The following is a 16,359-nucleotide window of genomic DNA, read 5'->3' as shown; positions in this document are numbered from 1 at the left end:
CACAAATTGTCATGCTAAGAGTGATCCCTGAGCCTTAGCTAAAGAGTCGTGCTTCGCTGTTTCTATACTGGTCGGGTTTCATCCCGTCGGTAAAACCGAGGGTCTTCACCCGACATTGCAGATAAACCTGACTAAACTTCTGCTTCAGCAATAGCTTTAGCTTCCGCTTTATTTTTGCGGTTATTCTCAGAACTTCTAGGCGGGAGAATAAAATCCCGATTCGTGGCAAATTCAGGCAGAATTTCCTGAATAAATGCCTCCGCAGCCTTGGAACGATAACGATTGGGGTTGATAATCACCGACAGGGTGCGGTTAACGACCACTTCATCAATAATCGCTCGGTGCAGAATGTTCATCTGAAGTTCTTTCTCAATCGCAGAAATCGAGACAAAAGAAGCCCCTAACCCTGCTTGTACAGCGTTTTTAATCGCTTCAATGGAATTGAGTTCCATTTCAATTTTTAAGCGCTTGGGGTCAATTTCCGAGCGCGTCAAGACGTAATCAATCACCTTGCGAATGGTGGATTGAGAATCTAGGGTAATAAAGTTGAGTTTATAAAGGTCTTCTTTTTGAATGGTGTCCTGTTTCGCCAAGGGGTGAAACACGGGCAAAATTAAAGCGAGTTCATCCTCAGCGTAGGGTTGAACATCTAGAGTATCCTGAAGTTCGGCCGGTATTTCTCCGCCAATAATGGCTAAGTCTACTTGTCCATTGGACACACTCCAAGCCGTGCGACGGGTGGAGTGGACTTGAAGTTGTACGGCAACATCAGGATAACGTTGGCGAAAAAAACCAATCATCCGAGGCAATAAGTAAGTTCCTGTGGTTTGGGAAGCTCCGACAATGAGGGTTCCCCCTTGGAGATTTTGTAAATCTTCAATGGCCCGACAGGTTTCTTGACAGAGGCTGAGAATTTTCTCCCCGTAGTTGAGGAGTAAATGTCCCGCTTCGGTCATGTTTGCCCGGCGCCCTCCTCGATCAAACAGTTGGACATTCATCTGTCTTTCGAGGTTTTGCACTTGCAGACTAACTGCGGGTTGGGAAACGTAAAGACTATCCGCCGCCCTTTTAAAACTCCCCTCAACGGCGATCGCCTTGAGGATACGGAGTTGGTCTAGAGTGAAAGGGATTTCAGACATAATGCCCAAAAAGAGAATGAGGAAAAAAGCGAACCATGAGAATCAAGGGCTTTGATCCGTGTGATTTAAGGAAGTTATAGGTCAATCAAAGCTGAATTGTCGATTGGTTCCTGAAATTGACAGTATCACAACAGGGGAACAAGTCCTCTTACAATCATTAGTGTTACTTAACCAACCCTAAACGCAAATTGACTTTAGTCCAAATATTAAAAAACGTTAATTTTTATGATCAATTCTTGGTTTACCCCTAGTCATAGCATCATGTTGGCTTTGTTGTTGGGTTTTGCGATCGCCCATAGTGGACTCGCCGCCCTCCGTGCTTGGGGGGAACAGAAGATCGGCGCTCGCCTTTATCGGGTTCTGTTTGCCCTAGTCAGTGTCCCCTTCGCCACCATCTTAGTGATCTACTTCTTCAACCACCGTTATGATGGAGCGCTCTTGTGGCAAGTGCAGGGAGTCCCCGGGGTGAAAGCCGTCGTCTGGAGTTTAAGCGCCCTGTCTTTCCTCTTCCTCTACCCCTCCACCTTTAACTTGTTGGAAGTGGCCGCCATTCAAAAACCCCAGGTTCACCTTCATGAACAGGGGATTATACGCATTACCCGCCACCCCCAAATGGTGGGACAGATTATCTGGTGTGTCGCCCATACCCTTTGGTTAGGCACCAGTTTTATGGTGGTGACATCCTTGGGCTTGATTGCTCATCATCTCTTCGCCGTCTGGCATGGCGATCGCCGTTTAGAACAGCGCTACGGCGAAGCCTTCCGCCAAGCCAAAGCCCGCACTTCGGTTATCCCCTTCCGCGCCATTTGGGAAGGTCGCCAAACCCTAGAACTGCGGGAATTTCTCCGCCCTGCCTATGCGGGAGTTGCGGCCTTTGTCCTGCTCTTTTGGTGGGGGCATCCTTGGTTAATGACGGTTACAGCTAGGGTGCCTTGGTAAATGGGGAGCAGGGGAGCGGGGGAGAAATTATCAATTGACAATTGACAATTGACAATTATCAATTATCAATTATCAATTCCCTAGCCCCACGAGGAGAGTTACTCAACAAGCCCTAATTGTTTCCGACTCCCGACTCCCTACCCTCAGACACAGTTCAATGATAGGATCGCCTATACCCTCTACTGGTAAAAGTGCATGGCAGAGACTCTGTTTTTTAATGCCCTCCGTGCGGCAACAGATGAAGAAATGGCGCGGGACCCTAGGGTATTTGTCCTAGGAGAAGACGTGGGTCATTATGGTGGCTCCTATAAAGTCACCAAAGACCTGTACAAAAAATATGGCGATTTGCGAGTTCTAGACACCCCCATTGCAGAAAACAGCTTTACAGGTTTAGCCGTCGGGGCTGCCATGACGGGACTGCGCCCCATCATTGAAGGGATGAACATGGGCTTTCTCCTGCTCGCCTTCAACCAAATTGCCAATAATGCCGGGATGTTACGCTATACCTCCGGCGGCAACTTCACCATTCCCCTCGTAATTCGTGGCCCCGGAGGGGTGGGGCGGCAACTGGGGGCAGAACATTCCCAACGATTAGAGGCCTATTTCCAAGCAGTCCCGGGGTTAAAAATTGTCGCCTGTTCCACCCCCTATAATGCCAAAGGTCTGCTTAAAGCGGCCATCCGAGATGAAAACCCCGTTCTATTTTTTGAACACGTTCTGCTCTATAACCTCAAAGAAGATTTACCGGATCATGAATATCTCTGTCCGTTAGATAAAGCCGAAGTGGTTCATTCCGGGAAAGATGTCACCATCCTGACCTACTCCCGGATGCGGCATCACTGCTTACAAGCCCTTAAAACCTTGAAAAAAGAGGGCTACGACCCGGAAATTATCGACCTGATTTCCCTCAAACCCATTGATATGGAAACCATCCGGGAATCGGTGCGCAAAACCCATCGGGTGATTATCGTAGAAGAATGTATGAAAACCGCCGGAGTGGCCGCCGAAGTCATGGCCTTGATTAATGAACAGTTGTTTGATGAACTTGATGCCCCGGTGATGCGATTATCGTCCCAAGATATTCCCACCCCCTACAATGGCAAATTAGAGCATTTAACCATTGTGCAACCGCCCCAAATTGTGGAAGCGGTGCAGAAAATTGTAGAAATGCGCATTTAACCCACTCGCGATTACTGGCAACGCTCAAAACACCATGCAAAAACAACGTTTGACGATAGCTTTTATTCTGGCCTTGGTGGCCGCCGCGATCGCCATTTTGATCCTCATGCCGCTTAACCTCGGCCTTGACTTGAAGGGAGGGGCGCGTCTCACGTTACAAGTTCAACCCACCGCCGAATTTCCCGATGTTACCACCGAAAACCTCGCCGATGTGAAACGAGTGCTGGAAAATCGGGTCAATGGTTTAGGGGTGGCTGAACCGATTATCCAAACCGTTAACCCGGATAAAATTGTGGTGCAGTTGCCGGGAGTGAGTAACCCAGAACAGGCGGAAAAAGTCCTCCAAGGTACGGCTCAGTTAGAGTTCAAAAGCCAAAAACGCGGCACAGAAACCGAACTCATCCCACAACTGAACTTGCGTGACTTAGCCGAAGCCGAATTAGAAGCCCTACGGAGCGAAAATGCCTCTCCTGAAGACATTGCCGCCGCTCAAGAGCAAGTGGATTTAGCCAATCAAGCTTTAGCGGAACTGTTCGAGTCCACCGACCTGACTGGGCAGTATCTGCGGGATGCAAGGGCTGGAACTATCGGCACAAGCGATCGCTGGCAAGTCAATATTGTCTTTGATGGCGAAGGAGGCAATAAGTTTGCCGAGTTGACCAAATCCGTCGCAGGAACCGGGCGAGGGTTAGGGATCTTCTTAGATGATGTGTTAATTAGCGCGCCCACCGTATCCATTGAGTACGCCGAAACCGGGATTACAGGCGGCCGGGCGCAAATTACTGGGAATTTCACCCTCCAAGAAGCCAATGGTTTAGCCATTCAGTTACGAGGTGGGGCCCTACCCTTCCCCGTGGAAATTGTCGAAAACCGCACCGTTGGGGCAACCTTGGGGCGGGATAGTGTGAACCGGAGTGTGGTGGCTGGTTTATCGGGTTTAGCCCTAGTATTGGTCTATATGGTGGTCTATTATCGCTTACCCGGTGCGATCGCCGATCTCGCCCTGATTATCTACGCCCTCTTAACCCTCGGCTGTTACGCCCTCGTCGGAGTCACCCTCACCCTCCCCGGGATTGCCGGATTTATCCTCAGTATCGGCATGGCCGTTGATGCCAACGTCCTGATCTTTGAGCGCACCCGGGAAGAATTACGCGCAGGGAAAACCCTCTATCGTTCCGTAGAATCGGGCTTTTACCGCGCCTTCTCCAGTATCTTAGATAGCAACGTGACCACCCTCATCGCTTGTGCTGCCCTATTCTGGCTCGGTTCGGGCCTAGTGAAAGGGTTTGCTCTTACCCTCGCCATTGGGGTATTAGTCAGTATGTTTACTGCCCTCACCTGTAGCCGCACCTTTATGTTAGCCATTGTCTTAGGAATGCCCGGCGTTCGCCAAAAACCAGAACTCTTTTGTCCCAATTTACGCACCCAAGCTTAACGGGAGAGTTTATCACGCTTTTGTTCTGGGCAGTTTCGCAGGAGGATTAAAATGAAACTCGATATTATCAAGCAACAGCGATTATGGTGGATCATTTCCAGCATCGCCTGTCTAATTAGTTTAATCGCCATGGTGGTGTGCTGGACTCAATTCGGCGCACCCCTACGACCGGGTTTAGATTTTGTCGGGGGGACAAGACTACAGCTATCCCTCGCTTGTGTGGCAACCGATAGCTGTGGCGACCCCATAGATGTCTCCGAAGTCCGGAATATCTTAGCCCAAGAAGGATTAGAAGGGAGTTCTATTCAAATTGTCGAGAATTACACCCTCTCCGTTCGCACCCAAACCCTCACCGACGTGGAACGGACGGCATTGCAACAACTCCTAACCAACGAAATCGGCGAGTTTGACCCCCAAACGGTACAAATTGACACAGTTGGCCCCACCATCGGTCAGGAGTTATTTATTTCCGGTATTGGTGCCCTCCTGACAGCCTTTTTTGGCATTGTGGTTTATCTCAGTTTTCGCTTTAAATTCGACTACGCTATTTTTGCTATTCTCGCTCTTGTCCATGATGTCCTGATTGCGGCCGGGGTGTTTGCCATTTTAGGCTTAACGTTAGGGGTCGAAATTGACAGCCTATTTTTAGTTGCCCTGTTAACCATTATCGGTTTCTCCGTCAATGATACAGTCGTGATTTATGACCGTATTCGAGAAACCAGTGCCAATAGTGAGGGGGGAGAATCTATTAGTGACATTGTAGACCGAGCCGTTAATGATACTTTAACTCGTTCTATCAACACCAGCGTCACCACAGTTTTACCCTTGTTCGCCATTTTCCTTTTTGGGGGAGAAACCTTAAAATTTTTCGCCTTAGCCTTAATTGTGGGCTTTATTAGTGGGGCTTATTCGAGTATTTTTATCGCCAGTACCCTATTAGCCCTCTGGCGAGAACGTCAAGGGGTGGGAACAATGGCTGTCACCGATACCCCCGTTTCGGAAGAAGTTTAAGGGGGTAATAATTAGGGCTTGCTGAATAACTCTACTCCTGGGGCTAGGGAATAGGTAATAGGGAATAGGGAATTTCTCCCCCGCTCCCCTGCTCCCCTGCTCCCCTGCTCCCCCGCTCCCCTATTCTCGGGATTAGAGCCTTACTCAGCGGTTCCGTTGAGTTTGGAAGTGCTGCCACATTGCCTGATAAGCTTGCTCCATTTCTCGGGTAAACTGTTTTCCATTCCACAAGGGAGCCTGATAACGCGCTTGTTTGAGTTTCCCGGCAATGGTATCCCGTAAGGTGGGATTTTGACCTAAACGAATCCCCCATTGAATATATTCCTCATCACTCCAAGCAATCCCTTCCGTAATGCCTGCATTTTTTAACATGGTGTAACTATTGCGGGCTGAAAACTGTTGACCGACTTTGGTCACAAGGGGAACCCCCATCCACAGGGTTTCTAGGGTAGTGGTGGCACCATTGTAGGGATAGGTGTCTAGGACAATATCGGCTATGCCTAAGTTAGCCCGGTGGGTCATTTCGCTGTCGTCAATGTCGAGAAAGCGAAAGCGTTCCGCTTCTACTCCAGTTTGTGCGGCCATCGTTAAGAACACCCGTTTCACGGCTTCGGAGTCGGCGGCCCCTTTGACTAAAAAATAACTGTTCGGCACTGCTTTGAGGATTTCCAGTTGGAGGTTAATGGTGTGGAGATGGCGTTTATAGCCGTGTTGTACGCTGTAGTAAATGACGGCATGGGGGGGGATGTTTAACTGGTGACGGTTTAAGCTCGGAATCCCCACCTCAAAGCCGTCTGTGGCGATGTAGGTGTGGGGTAAGCGCCAGATTTTCTCGTGATAGTAGTCTTGGGCGTTGTCGGGTAAAACGTAGGGATCGGCGATAAAGTAATCTATGGCAGGGATTCCCGAGGCATCCCACCCTAACCAAGTGATTTGGAGGGGGGCCGGTTTGAGGGCTGTTACGGCACAGCCAACATCAAGGGTGAGACTATCTAAGTCTACAAGGATATCAATTTGATCCTGATGGATTTGTTCGGCAAGTTCTAGGGCTTGGGTGGATTTGTAGGTTTGATGGACTTGTTGACTATACCAATTTTCAAGGGGATCGTAGGTGTTGGGGGTGGTGATGAAATAGGCGTAGAGTTGGAAGTTTTCCCGGTTGTGGTGTTGAATGAGCGATCGCGCTAACCAACCAACGGAGTGGGTCCGCAAACAGTGGGAGAGGTAGCCAATCCGTAAGGGGTGCTTCGGATTGCGGGGGTGTTGGTTGGCTTTTTGATATTTTTCGACTAACTCCCGGTGATGAATTTGGGCGTTGTGTTGGCAGAGTTGGGCGATTTGGTTCTGGAGATGACGGTTTTCTGGGGCGCGATCGCGAAAATAGGGCGCAAAGAAGTAGGTACTATAAAGGCGGGAGACTTGCAGAGGCGTGAGTTCCGGCTGTTGCACCATCAACTGTTCAAGCAGTTGTTCATGGCAGAGAAACTGCTCAAATCCTTCTTGCCAATGCCCTCCCGTACTCATCAAGGCACGCAACAGACCTTTACTGGCAAACACTTGATCGGGCAATTCCTCCACCAGTGTGGCGTAAAAGCGCGCCATTTCTAAACCTTGGTCAAATTGATTAGAGTTTTGGTATAAACGGGCTAGGAGATTGACCAGTTCAGGAGTACGAGGATCAAGACGTAACCCCAGTTCACAAAGTTGGGCGGCAATTCCGGGGTGGCGTTGAGAATACCCTAAAGCCACCCCTACTTTTAAACAGAAGTTCAACAGCGCCACTTTTTGGCTGTCCTCTTGAGCATAGGCAAGACTAGCCTCCATGAGGGGGATTAAAGCCGGATTGCGGGCATCATGGCTAAAGAGGGCTTCCAGCACCGTTAACAGCAGGGCAAAGTCTAAAGGAAGCCCCGATTGTACTAGGGGGATTACGCCCCACTCTTCGAGTTCCGATCCCTTGTAACGATTTTGGGTGATGGCTAACCGCAACAACTCAAACAGATTTTGGAGATCCCCCGGTGCCAACTCCCGAATTTCCTCCCGAATCCTCCAAGTTTGCTCCCCCTCCCCTAACAATTCCTGACGCACCGCCTCCTGAGTCAAGATCCCCACCAACTCCAGCGTCCAACGTTCTACTGTCTCCTCATCCCCCTCCAACATCACCATCAGCCAAGTGGTTTGAGCTTCCGAGGGTTTACCCTGTAACAGCAACATTAAGCCCAAATACCAGTATAAAGTCACCTGATCCGGGGCAATCTGTAGCGCCTGTTCATAGGCGAAAGCCCCTTGAACATAATCCCCCGCTAAATAGGCCTGTTGTGCTTCCTGTTGCCACTGTTCTAGAGTTGCCATATTGATGGGATAACCTGCTGTGAAATCAAGACAAAATAAAGAAGTAGTGCAGTTCCCTACACTACCCCTGACAGGATTAAATTGAGATAATTGAGGTTGGTTTAAGCCAGTACCCCATCCTGAAAATTAGCCACCAGATAAATCTTTCCAACCATCGGAGAAAGCACCATTGCTGGGAGCATTAGCACATTGCGCGCCATCAGGACCCAGTTTAGTGGGTACAGCAATAGCAGCATCCGTGGGGGTGTTCACTTTAGCAGGTTTCAGGCTTTCGCAAGTTCCGGTTAAGGTTAAAACTTCACCCGTTGTTGTGTCGCCTTGAGCGGTGACGTTTAACCCAACATAACTCTTCAGAGCGGGTTTGTAAGCCGCACCGTAGTTAGCCGCACCATCTCTGTTCGCACTGGTTTTCAGCACATAGACGTAGTTATCCGTTTGGCTCTTAATCCCAATGCCTAACTCAGCTAACTGAGAGGTAAATTCTGTTCTACCCAAGGCAAAGGCTTGTTGAGCGCGGTTCACAGAACCCACGTTTTGGCGAGCTTCGGACTGTTTGGCTTTGTTGGCTTGACCCAACAAGGAGGGCAGTGCAATAGCTGCCAAAATACCAATAATAATGATTACAACTAGCAGTTCAATCAGGGTGAAACCTTCATCCCCTTTTTTCTTCCCGTTCAGGTGCATCAAGAACTTCGCTTGAAATTCCGGTCTCATGATGACTCTCTCCTATCAATTGACGTAGCTGGATTTCTCCGCTTATGACCGTAAGTTACCCAGCTTAATCCCATTTCCTATCACCTCCCCGCAAAAAATTTTTTCTCTCCCCGTTCAGGGAACTACAAAATTGAATGGGATGGCCGGATTTCATCCCCTTGGTGCTGCTTGCTCTTAGTGCTAGCCTGACCTAAAGCCTGATCTGGTGCTGAAGCAGAAAGCCTAGATTGCGAGGTCTAGGAATCCCCGTCGTTTAGGACGGTGGAGGATGTCAACCTAGAAACGACAGATGGGGCCTGAACGCTCCCCTAACCATTCTCCCCCGGCTGCCAGACAATCATTTTCCATGTCGGCCCAATCTAAAGCCCGCGCTCCGGGGATACATTGCAACATTTGCCGATATTCTAAACGACCTTCTCCTGTATCTTCTCCTTCATAGTGGGAACTAATGGTACCGCCTCGGTCTTGACAAGCTTGGGTGTAGAGTTGAACGGAACGACTGGCTGCTTGAGGGGGTAAACTGGGCAAACCTGAGCCAGAAGAGGGGATGGGGGCAGGAGCAGGGAGGGGTGTGGGACGATTAGGGCTTACGCCAGAACGACATTGACGGCGCAGGGTTTCTAGCTCCCGGGTGAGATAGTCGAGGGTGCTATCTTGTTGGGGCTGCCGGGCTTTAACCTCCCCGACTTCTGAGGCGGTATCCATTAGGATGTTAACGACCTGTTTGGGGTCTAAATTGCCTCTAGATTGCCTTAAAAGGGGTTCTAAACGACGACTGACTACTTCCATGACTCGGGTCATTTCGGGGTCTGGTGCGCTTTGACTGAGGCTATTATCAGCGCCGACCCAACTCATGATTTGATTGAGGATACTGGTCACTTGTCCGAGGTTAACGCGATCGCCTAATGCACCGGGTAAGAAACGCTCGGCTAGGGTTAAAAACTGTTGCAAGTTGCCGAGTCCCCCTCCTTGGCGTTGTTCCTGTTGTCGCGCTTGGTTAATCATTTGGAGGAGTAAGGCTTCTTGGGCGGCGGCTTCAGGGCTGTAGTTTTGACAGACGCTGCTTTGAGCAATCAGAGGGGCTGGTTCTTGGGCTTGGACTCCTAAAGCAGGTAGGATCACTAAACAACCTGAAAGGACGAGACGAGAGAGTAACGGTTGAGTCTTCATGATGGGAAAGAGTTGGGGAACTAAAAAGTAGGGTAGGCGATGAATTAGGCGATCGCACCAAAATTTCCAGACGCAAGGCCTTTACTCCCTGTTCCCTCCCTTTCAGACCCCCCATCCGGAACAGTAAAAAAAAGAAAGGGCAAGTTTAACCCTTGCCCTCTAATTCGCACACCATTTAAAGTTTGTTTTAATAAGCCAGACCCATGCTGCGGGTGGTTTCCGCCCCTAAGTAAACACGAATGCTTAGGAAGTCGGTGGGGCAAGCGGTTTCGCAACGTTTGCACCCTACACAATCTTCGGTCCGAGGGGAAGAAGCAATCTGTCCGGCTTTACAACCATCCCAGGGTACCATTTCTAATACATCCAAAGGACAAGCCCGTACACATTGGGTGCAGCCAATACAGGTATCGTAAATTTTGACGCTATGAGACATCGAGTAACTCCTAGTGTGAGTGTTCTCCTAAAATCGGGTTAGTGATTTAACGGTTAGTTTACCTTAGCTCTGATTCTTCACAGTGCAAAGGTGGGTCAACCCTTAAGAATCTGTAACACTCTGTTACGTTATTCCCTCTCGACGCTCACCTAGGGCTTGCGGAATAACTCTACTCGTGGGGCTAGGGAATAGGGAATAGGGAATAGGGAATTGATAATTGTTCCCCTGCTCCCCTGCTCCCCTGCTCCCCTGCTCCCCCGCCCCCCTGCCCCTCTACTCCCCTATCACTCATAACAATTAGGGGCTAATGCTTCACAATTTCATAAATGATGTTATTTTTTCCACTCATTTTCACGTTATACATCAACTGATCTACATATTCTAGGACTTCATCACAAGATGTAGGAAAACATTCAAAGGTTGCTGCTCCAATACTCACCGTAATACTGTGATGATCTGGGGTGGTAATCTGAGTCAAGCAACCTTGAATACGTTTTAGAAAAGTTGGGGCTTCTTGCGGGTTTAAATTAGGTAAAAGTAAGACAAATTCATCCCCTCCTAAACGCCCTAGAATATCTTGAGAGCGAATATTTTGCTGAATGGTGTGAGCAAATTTGCGTAAAATGTTGTCTCCAACTTGATGACCAAACTTATCATTAATCTGTTTAAAATCATCCAAATCAATATAGGCAATAGTAAAGGAAATGCAGTTTTTTTGATTGAGCGTGAGTTGAGCCTGCAAGAGTTCAAAAAAATGGTAACGGTTAACCGTTTGAGTTAAAGTGTCAAAACGGGCTAGAGTTTTTTCTAGATTATAAGCTCGCTTAAAAGCTGTGAGCAAGTAAACAATAATAGCAAATTGAATAGAACGTACACTCATATTCCAAAGATGAGCGCTGAGGTGTTTTCCTAATTCAATTCTCAGATCCGAAGCCAACCAAAAAACCGCACTGATCACCCCAAATAGGATTCCCCACTCACCCCGAATAAACCAAGTGACAATAGCAACAGGGACGAGATAAAAGAGAAAAAAAGATATATCGACTGGGAACGAGTAATGAAGCCAGCCCAGTCCAATCAGCAAAAGAGAACAGAGGAGCAGTAAGGAACGCTCAGAGCATTGTTCTAGATAGCGGTAAGCCTTCCTAGCAATATAGTGAAAGATCAAGGGAGGTTCAAGAATCATACATTATAGTGCTTTGTGAAGAGAACAAAAAGCACAAGACTTAAGCCTGTTTTGTTCTAGAGTTATGGATTTTTAAAACCAAATATCCCGGCCAAAATTTGACCGGGACAAGTCCAGTGTAGTTAACTTTATCTTTGTCCTCGCTTTTGGTGAGGACGAAAATTTTCCCTGTTCCTACTCAAGGGGACAGAAAAAAGGGCGAGTTAACTATTCAGCCGGGGATTCGGTGGCTTCGGGTTCAGCTTCGGGGGTGGGCGCTTCTTCTTCTCCACCACCACAAGCAGTGAGGGCTAAAGAGGAGGCGATTAAAAGGGTACTGAAGAGCAATAAAAACCGTTTCATGGGGATTTTCTCCTGAATGTACAAAGAAATCAATGCGAGTGCTGGAGTTTTAATCAAGGAAATTTACCCTGATTCTAGCACGGGTTTTTGAGAGCAGTATAAACCCTGACCGGGATTTAAAGGGGGGCAATGGGGGCGGCAATCACTCCCCGCCGTTCAAGGGTGGCGGCGACTCGTAAAATCAGGGATTCGTTATAGGGGGCGGCGATGAGTTGAACGCCGAGGGGGAGTTGATTGGGGCGTTGGATGGGGATGGAGAGGGCGGGTAAACCGACGAAGGAGAAGGGTTGGGTAAAGCGGCCTAGGTTGGGGCGCACGAGGGTTTCTTGCCCGGCAATGGTGATGGTTTTTTGACCAATGGGTGGGGCAACACAGGGGGTGGTGGGGGCTAGGATGATGTCGAGGTGGCGGAAGGTTTCGCGCATTTGATCCCGGTACCAACGACGGAAGCGTTGGGATTGGATATACCAAGGGGAGGGGAGGAGGGTTCCGGCGAAAAACCGATCTCGGGTGGCGGGATCAAAGTCTTGGGGGCGCGATCGCAAATTCGGTAAATGACGGTTGGCACTTTCGGCGGCTGTGATCAGAAAAGCGGCGGCTTGGGCGCGGTGAGATTCGGGTAAACTAACCTCTTGGGTTACGTCTAGGGCTTGGGCGACTTGTTGCACTACGGCGAGGGCTTCGGGATCTGCTCCGGTTTGGAAATAATCCCGGGCGATCGCTATTCTTAACCCCCGACAACCTAAATTAATCTGAGACATGAGGGGTTCAGGAGGATGACGGGTACAGACGGGATCCTGTTCATCTTCTCCCTGCAAAAAGTCGAAACTGCTGGCAATATCCCGCACGGAACGAGCAAAAATACCCACATGATCCAAACTACTGCATAGTAACTGCATCCCAGCCCGGGAGAGTCTCCCATAGGTGGGTTTAAAGCCATAAATCCCACACAAGGCGGCGGGAATCCTCACGGAGCCGTTGGTATCGGATCCCAAGGCGAGGGGCAGTAAACCAGCCGCCACAGCTGCCGCCGCGCCCCCGGACGATCCTCCGGCAATGCGGGTTAAGTCGTGGGGGTTGCGGGTGATGCCATAGTGGTGGTTTTCTGTAACGAAACCGTAGGCATATTCATCCATATTCAGGGAGCCAACTAACACCGCCCCGGCTTGTTTTAGGCGGGTGATGGCGGTGGCATCGGTGGGGGCTGGGGGGTGGCTGGCGTTGATTTTCGATCCGGCGAGGGTGGTTTCTCCGGCAATATTAAAGAGATTTTTTACCCCAAAGGGAACCCCGGTGAGAAAACCGATATTTTTGATGTGATGGGCGATCGCCCGATCCATCTCCTGAGCATCGGCTAGGGCTTGTTGGGCGAGGATTTGGGTAAAACAATTGAGCCGTTCATTGTAGCACTCAATACGCGCTAAGGTTTGGCGCACGACGGTTTCCGCCGTCACGGTTTCCGTGCGGATAGCGTGAGCAATGGCGATCGCATCAGCCGTTTCTACTGTCCAACTCATGGTTCAAAAACAGGCACAGACTCGATTTCTTCGGGTAGGGGAAACTCCGTCACTAAAGGCGCAAGTTCCGCCATTTGTTCTAAATTTTGGATAATCCCTGGCCAATATTCTGGCGCAATAGTCAAATTCATCAAGCTAGAAACCTGCTGGACATATTCTCTGAGATTGATCGGAGAGTCCTTTTCGCTCATAACCCAACTCCCTGAGATTGAAGACGCTCACTCTCAGCATAGCCCATCCCATGAGGAGAGCGCAGAGATTTGTCCAGACAACGTACAACTTAGGAAAGCTCTAACATCCGTTGAATGGGACGCAACGCCGCGACCCGAGTCGATTCCGGTAGAATAAGCTCGGGTTCCCGATTTTTCATCGCCCAGTAAAGTTTCTCTAGGGTGTTTAGCCTCATGTGGGGGCATTCATTACAAGCACAGTTATTCATCCCCGGCACAGGAATAAACGTTTTCTGGGGCGCGTGTTTCTGCATTTGGTGAATAATCCCCGGTTCCGTGGCCACAATAAAGGTATCGGCCCCACTATCTTGGCAATAGTTCAAAAGTGCCGTAGTTGAGCCAATATAATCGGCATGGCGCAAGACGGGGGGTTCACATTCCGGGTGGGCAATGATTTGAGCTTGGGGATGTTCTATTTTCAACTGCACCATTTTCTTCTCGGAAAATGTCTCATGGACAATACAACTCCCCTGCCATAGCACCATTTCCCGCCCCGTTTGTTCCATCACATAACGGCCTAAATTGCGATCCGGTGCAAAGATAATGGGCTGATCTCGGGGAATTTGTTGGACAATTTTCACCGCGTTAGAACTGGTGCAGATAATATCACTCAGGGCTTTAATCTCGGCCGAACAGTTGATATAGGAGATCACTAAATGATCTGGGTATTGGGCTTTAAATTGGGCAAATTCCGGCGCGGGGCAACTATCGGCTAAGGAACACCCCGCATTGAGATCCGGGAGTAACACCAGTTTATCGGGGTTGAGGATTTTGGCCGTCTCTGCCATGAAGTGAACCCCCGCAAAGACAATCACCTCCGCATTGGTTTGGGCGGCCTGTCGGGAGAGTCCCAAGGAATCGCCCAGGTAATCGGCAATATCTTGAATGTCGGCATCTTGGTAATAATGCGCCAAGATAATGGCGTTTAACTCCCGTTTCAGGTCGTTGATGGCACTGAATAGGTCGTTGGGCAGGGCTGGACGGGTGGGGCTAAGGGTTGTAAACACGGTGGCTCTGGTTTGGGAATAGTGAATGTTAAGGTTTCTTTAATTATAGTAAATTTCACCAAAAAAGGAATCGGGTAAACTCGGGATGGATTACTGTTCACTCGGGGAGTTGATAATAGATTAAGGATGGTGTGTCAGGATTAGGGTCATTCCTGTTCAACCTCAGTTATTTACGGATTACTGTGTACGAATCATGAGCTATCGAGTTTCACCTCTGCCGGACTTACCGGAAGACACCTCCTCCCCGCCTTGGCTTGAGATTGATTGGGAAGCTCTAGCCCAACGGTACAGTTTTCCGGCGGGGGTGAGGGAGAGGGGCGCGGCCTATGAGGTGGGGGAAAAGACCGAGGGGCTGGGCGTTCCCCAGATGCCGAGGGATTTGGTGTTACGAGAGTATCAACGGCAGGCGATCGCATCTTGGTTTCACAATCGAGGTCGAGGGACCCTGAAAATGGCCACCGGGAGCGGCAAAACCATCACCGCCCTAGCCATTGCCACGGAACTCTATCAACAAATCCAGCTACAAGTTTTAATTGTCCTCTGTCCCTATCGTCACCTCGTCACCCAATGGGCGAAAGAAGCAGAAAAATTTAACCTACAGCCGATTCTGGCCTTTGAAACCGTCCATCAGTGGCAAAACCAACTCGCCAACCAACTCTACAATATTCGCGTCGGAACCCAACCCTTTTTAACCCTGCTCACCACCAACGCCACCTTAATCAACCCCGGATTCCAGTCTCAGGTCAAGTATTTTCCCCCCAAAACCCTCATCGTGGGGGATGAAGCCCATCATTTGGGTTCTCCGCAAATTGAGGAAAGTCTCCCCCGCACCATTGGTTTACGCCTTGCCCTCTCCGCCACCCCAGAACGCTATTTTGATGATTCTGGGACAGAATGCCTTTTTAGTTACTTTGGGGGGGTTCTTGAGCCGGAATTCAGCCTTGCCGATGCCATTCAACAGGGGGCCCTAGTCCGGTATCAGTATCATCCCCTGTTTGTAGAACTCACGGAAGGGGAGGCTTGGGCCTATGCCAAGCTAACCAAACGCATTGGCTGGGTATTAGCCGACGGGGAACAGCGCACTAATTCACAACTGTTAACCGCTTTGCTCATGCAGCGATCGCGCCTCATTGGAGCAGCCAGTAATAAACTGAACGCCTTGCAGACCTTAATGGCTAATCGTTTGCACACCAGCCACACCCTGTTTTATTGTGGAGATGGTTCAGTACAGGGAATTTCTAAATGCGATCGCCGTCAAATCGCCGCCGTCACCCGTCTCCTTGGCCACCAACTCGGTTATCGCGTCAACACCTACACCGCAGAAACCCCCCTCATTGAACGAGAAAAAATCCGTCAACAATTTGAACAAGGCGAACTACAAGGCCTAGTCGCCATTCGCTGCCTTGATGAAGGCGTAGACATTCCCGCCATCCAACACGCCGTCATCCTCGCCAGCACAGGCAATCCCCGCCAATTCATCCAACGTCGCGGGCGCATTTTACGACCTCACCCCAGCAAACAACAAGCCACCCTCTTCGACATGATTGTACTTCCCCCCCAACTCGAACGAGACACTTGGGAAGTAGAACGCACCCTACTAAAAAAAGAATTAGTCCGTTTCCTCGAATTCGCCCAACTCGCCGACAACGCCCCAGAAGCCCTCAGCCAATTTCGCCACCTCCAAGAAAGGTACGAACTTTAACCC

General features: G+C 49.6%; 15 protein-coding genes. 5 read left to right on the top strand and 10 right to left on the bottom strand.

The genetic code is table 11. The features are described from left to right. Positions 1-131: 131 nt before the first annotated feature. Entirely contained in the window at positions 132-1,139 is a 1,008-nt protein-coding gene (locus tag K4A83_RS07610) for a LysR family transcriptional regulator (protein ID WP_265263874.1), read from the bottom strand. A 225-nt stretch (positions 1,140-1,364) separates the two neighbouring features. On the opposite strand from K4A83_RS07610, the gene K4A83_RS07605 reads away from it, so the two are divergent. From K4A83_RS07605 to secF, 4 genes are all read left to right on the top strand, one after another. After that, positions 1,365-2,078 (top strand): NnrU family protein, encoded by a 714-nt coding sequence (locus K4A83_RS07605; protein WP_265263873.1) that lies wholly within the window; start codon positions 1,365-1,367, stop codon positions 2,076-2,078. Positions 2,079-2,273: 195 nt separating this feature from the next. After that, complete coding sequence (locus K4A83_RS07600; RefSeq protein ID WP_017305540.1) at positions 2,274-3,257, top strand: alpha-ketoacid dehydrogenase subunit beta; 984 nt, start codon at positions 2,274-2,276, stop codon at positions 3,255-3,257. Positions 3,258-3,291: 34 nt separating this feature from the next. After that, the gene (gene secD / locus K4A83_RS07595; protein WP_265263872.1) at positions 3,292-4,692 is read left to right on the top strand and encodes a protein translocase subunit SecD; all 1,401 of its coding nucleotides are present in this window, start codon (positions 3,292-3,294) and stop codon (positions 4,690-4,692) included. 51 nt (positions 4,693-4,743) lie between these two features. Beyond that, a complete protein-coding gene (gene secF, locus K4A83_RS07590) occupies positions 4,744-5,703 on the top strand; it encodes a protein translocase subunit SecF (RefSeq protein ID WP_265263871.1) in 960 nt (319 codons plus the stop codon). 144 nt (positions 5,704-5,847) lie between these two features. On the opposite strand, the gene K4A83_RS07585 is transcribed toward secF, so the two are convergent. The 9 genes from K4A83_RS07585 to nadA form a co-directional block, all read right to left on the bottom strand. Then, positions 5,848-8,055 (bottom strand): O-linked N-acetylglucosamine transferase, SPINDLY family protein, encoded by a 2,208-nt coding sequence (locus K4A83_RS07585; RefSeq protein WP_265263870.1) that lies wholly within the window; start codon positions 8,053-8,055, stop codon positions 5,848-5,850. A gap of 126 nt (positions 8,056-8,181) precedes the next feature. After that, positions 8,182-8,769, bottom strand: coding sequence for a type IV pilin-like G/H family protein (locus tag K4A83_RS07580; protein ID WP_265263869.1), 588 nt, complete (start codon positions 8,767-8,769; stop codon positions 8,182-8,184). Positions 8,770-9,045: 276 nt separating this feature from the next. Next, positions 9,046-9,939 carry a hypothetical protein gene (locus K4A83_RS07575; RefSeq protein ID WP_265263868.1) on the bottom strand — a complete coding sequence of 298 codons (894 nt, stop codon included), beginning with the start codon at positions 9,937-9,939 and terminating at the stop codon, positions 9,046-9,048. A gap of 187 nt (positions 9,940-10,126) precedes the next feature. Continuing rightward, positions 10,127-10,372 carry a photosystem I iron-sulfur center protein PsaC gene (gene psaC / locus K4A83_RS07570; protein WP_012307203.1) on the bottom strand — a complete coding sequence of 82 codons (246 nt, stop codon included), beginning with the start codon at positions 10,370-10,372 and terminating at the stop codon, positions 10,127-10,129. A gap of 304 nt (positions 10,373-10,676) precedes the next feature. Beyond that, a complete protein-coding gene (locus tag K4A83_RS07565) occupies positions 10,677-11,558 on the bottom strand; it encodes a GGDEF domain-containing protein (RefSeq protein ID WP_265263863.1) in 882 nt (293 codons plus the stop codon). A gap of 207 nt (positions 11,559-11,765) precedes the next feature. Further along, positions 11,766-11,900, bottom strand: a complete 135-nt coding sequence (locus K4A83_RS07560; protein ID WP_265263862.1) for a hypothetical protein — start codon at positions 11,898-11,900, stop codon at positions 11,766-11,768. A gap of 116 nt (positions 11,901-12,016) precedes the next feature. After that, a complete protein-coding gene (locus K4A83_RS07555) occupies positions 12,017-13,417 on the bottom strand; it encodes an AtzE family amidohydrolase (protein WP_265263861.1) in 1,401 nt (466 codons plus the stop codon). Then, positions 13,414-13,608: a DUF4089 domain-containing protein gene (locus tag K4A83_RS07550; RefSeq protein WP_265263860.1), complete on the bottom strand. Its 195-nt coding sequence runs from the start codon at positions 13,606-13,608 to the stop codon at positions 13,414-13,416. The genes K4A83_RS07555 and K4A83_RS07550 overlap by 4 nt, the downstream gene beginning before the upstream one ends. Before the next feature lie 89 nt (positions 13,609-13,697). Further along, a complete protein-coding gene (gene nadA / locus K4A83_RS07545) occupies positions 13,698-14,654 on the bottom strand; it encodes a quinolinate synthase NadA (RefSeq protein WP_265263859.1) in 957 nt (318 codons plus the stop codon). 193 nt (positions 14,655-14,847) lie between these two features. Between nadA and K4A83_RS07540 the strand changes: the two genes are divergently transcribed. Then, the gene (locus tag K4A83_RS07540; protein WP_265263857.1) at positions 14,848-16,356 is read left to right on the top strand and encodes a DNA phosphorothioation system restriction enzyme; all 1,509 of its coding nucleotides are present in this window, start codon (positions 14,848-14,850) and stop codon (positions 16,354-16,356) included. Positions 16,357-16,359: the final 3 nt, after the last annotated feature.

Origin of the sequence: Spirulina subsalsa FACHB-351, assembly GCF_026130165.1 — a bacterium.
Lineage (GTDB): Bacteria > Cyanobacteriota > Cyanobacteriia > Cyanobacteriales > Spirulinaceae > Spirulina_A > Spirulina_A subsalsa_A.
Note: the sequence above shows the minus strand (reverse complement) of the source record. Positions and strands in the feature narration are given on the sequence as shown.

Bases quoted from the DNA above. Each gene is read 5' to 3' on its own strand.
- K4A83_RS07575 (WP_265263868.1), bottom strand. From the start codon at position 9,939: ATGAAGACTCAACCGTTACTCTCTCGTCTCGTCCTTTCAGGTTGTTTA.
- K4A83_RS07585 (WP_265263870.1), bottom strand. From the start codon at position 8,055: ATGGCAACTCTAGAACAGTGGCAACAGGAAGCACAACAGGCCTATTTA.
- K4A83_RS07605 (WP_265263873.1), top strand. From the start codon at position 1,365: ATGATCAATTCTTGGTTTACCCCTAGTCATAGCATCATGTTGGCTTTG.
- K4A83_RS07540 (WP_265263857.1), top strand. From the start codon at position 14,848: ATGAGCTATCGAGTTTCACCTCTGCCGGACTTACCGGAAGACACCTCC.
- psaC (WP_012307203.1), bottom strand. From the start codon at position 10,372: ATGTCTCATAGCGTCAAAATTTACGATACCTGTATTGGCTGCACCCAA.
- K4A83_RS07550 (WP_265263860.1), bottom strand. From the start codon at position 13,608: ATGAGCGAAAAGGACTCTCCGATCAATCTCAGAGAATATGTCCAGCAG.
- secF (WP_265263871.1), top strand. From the start codon at position 4,744: ATGAAACTCGATATTATCAAGCAACAGCGATTATGGTGGATCATTTCC.
- K4A83_RS07600 (WP_017305540.1), top strand. From the start codon at position 2,274: ATGGCAGAGACTCTGTTTTTTAATGCCCTCCGTGCGGCAACAGATGAA.
- K4A83_RS07580 (WP_265263869.1), bottom strand. From the start codon at position 8,769: ATGAGACCGGAATTTCAAGCGAAGTTCTTGATGCACCTGAACGGGAAG.
- K4A83_RS07560 (WP_265263862.1), bottom strand. From the start codon at position 11,900: ATGAAACGGTTTTTATTGCTCTTCAGTACCCTTTTAATCGCCTCCTCT.
- K4A83_RS07610 (WP_265263874.1), bottom strand. From the start codon at position 1,139: ATGTCTGAAATCCCTTTCACTCTAGACCAACTCCGTATCCTCAAGGCG.
- K4A83_RS07565 (WP_265263863.1), bottom strand. From the start codon at position 11,558: ATGATTCTTGAACCTCCCTTGATCTTTCACTATATTGCTAGGAAGGCT.
- K4A83_RS07555 (WP_265263861.1), bottom strand. From the start codon at position 13,417: ATGAGTTGGACAGTAGAAACGGCTGATGCGATCGCCATTGCTCACGCT.
- secD (WP_265263872.1), top strand. From the start codon at position 3,292: ATGCAAAAACAACGTTTGACGATAGCTTTTATTCTGGCCTTGGTGGCC.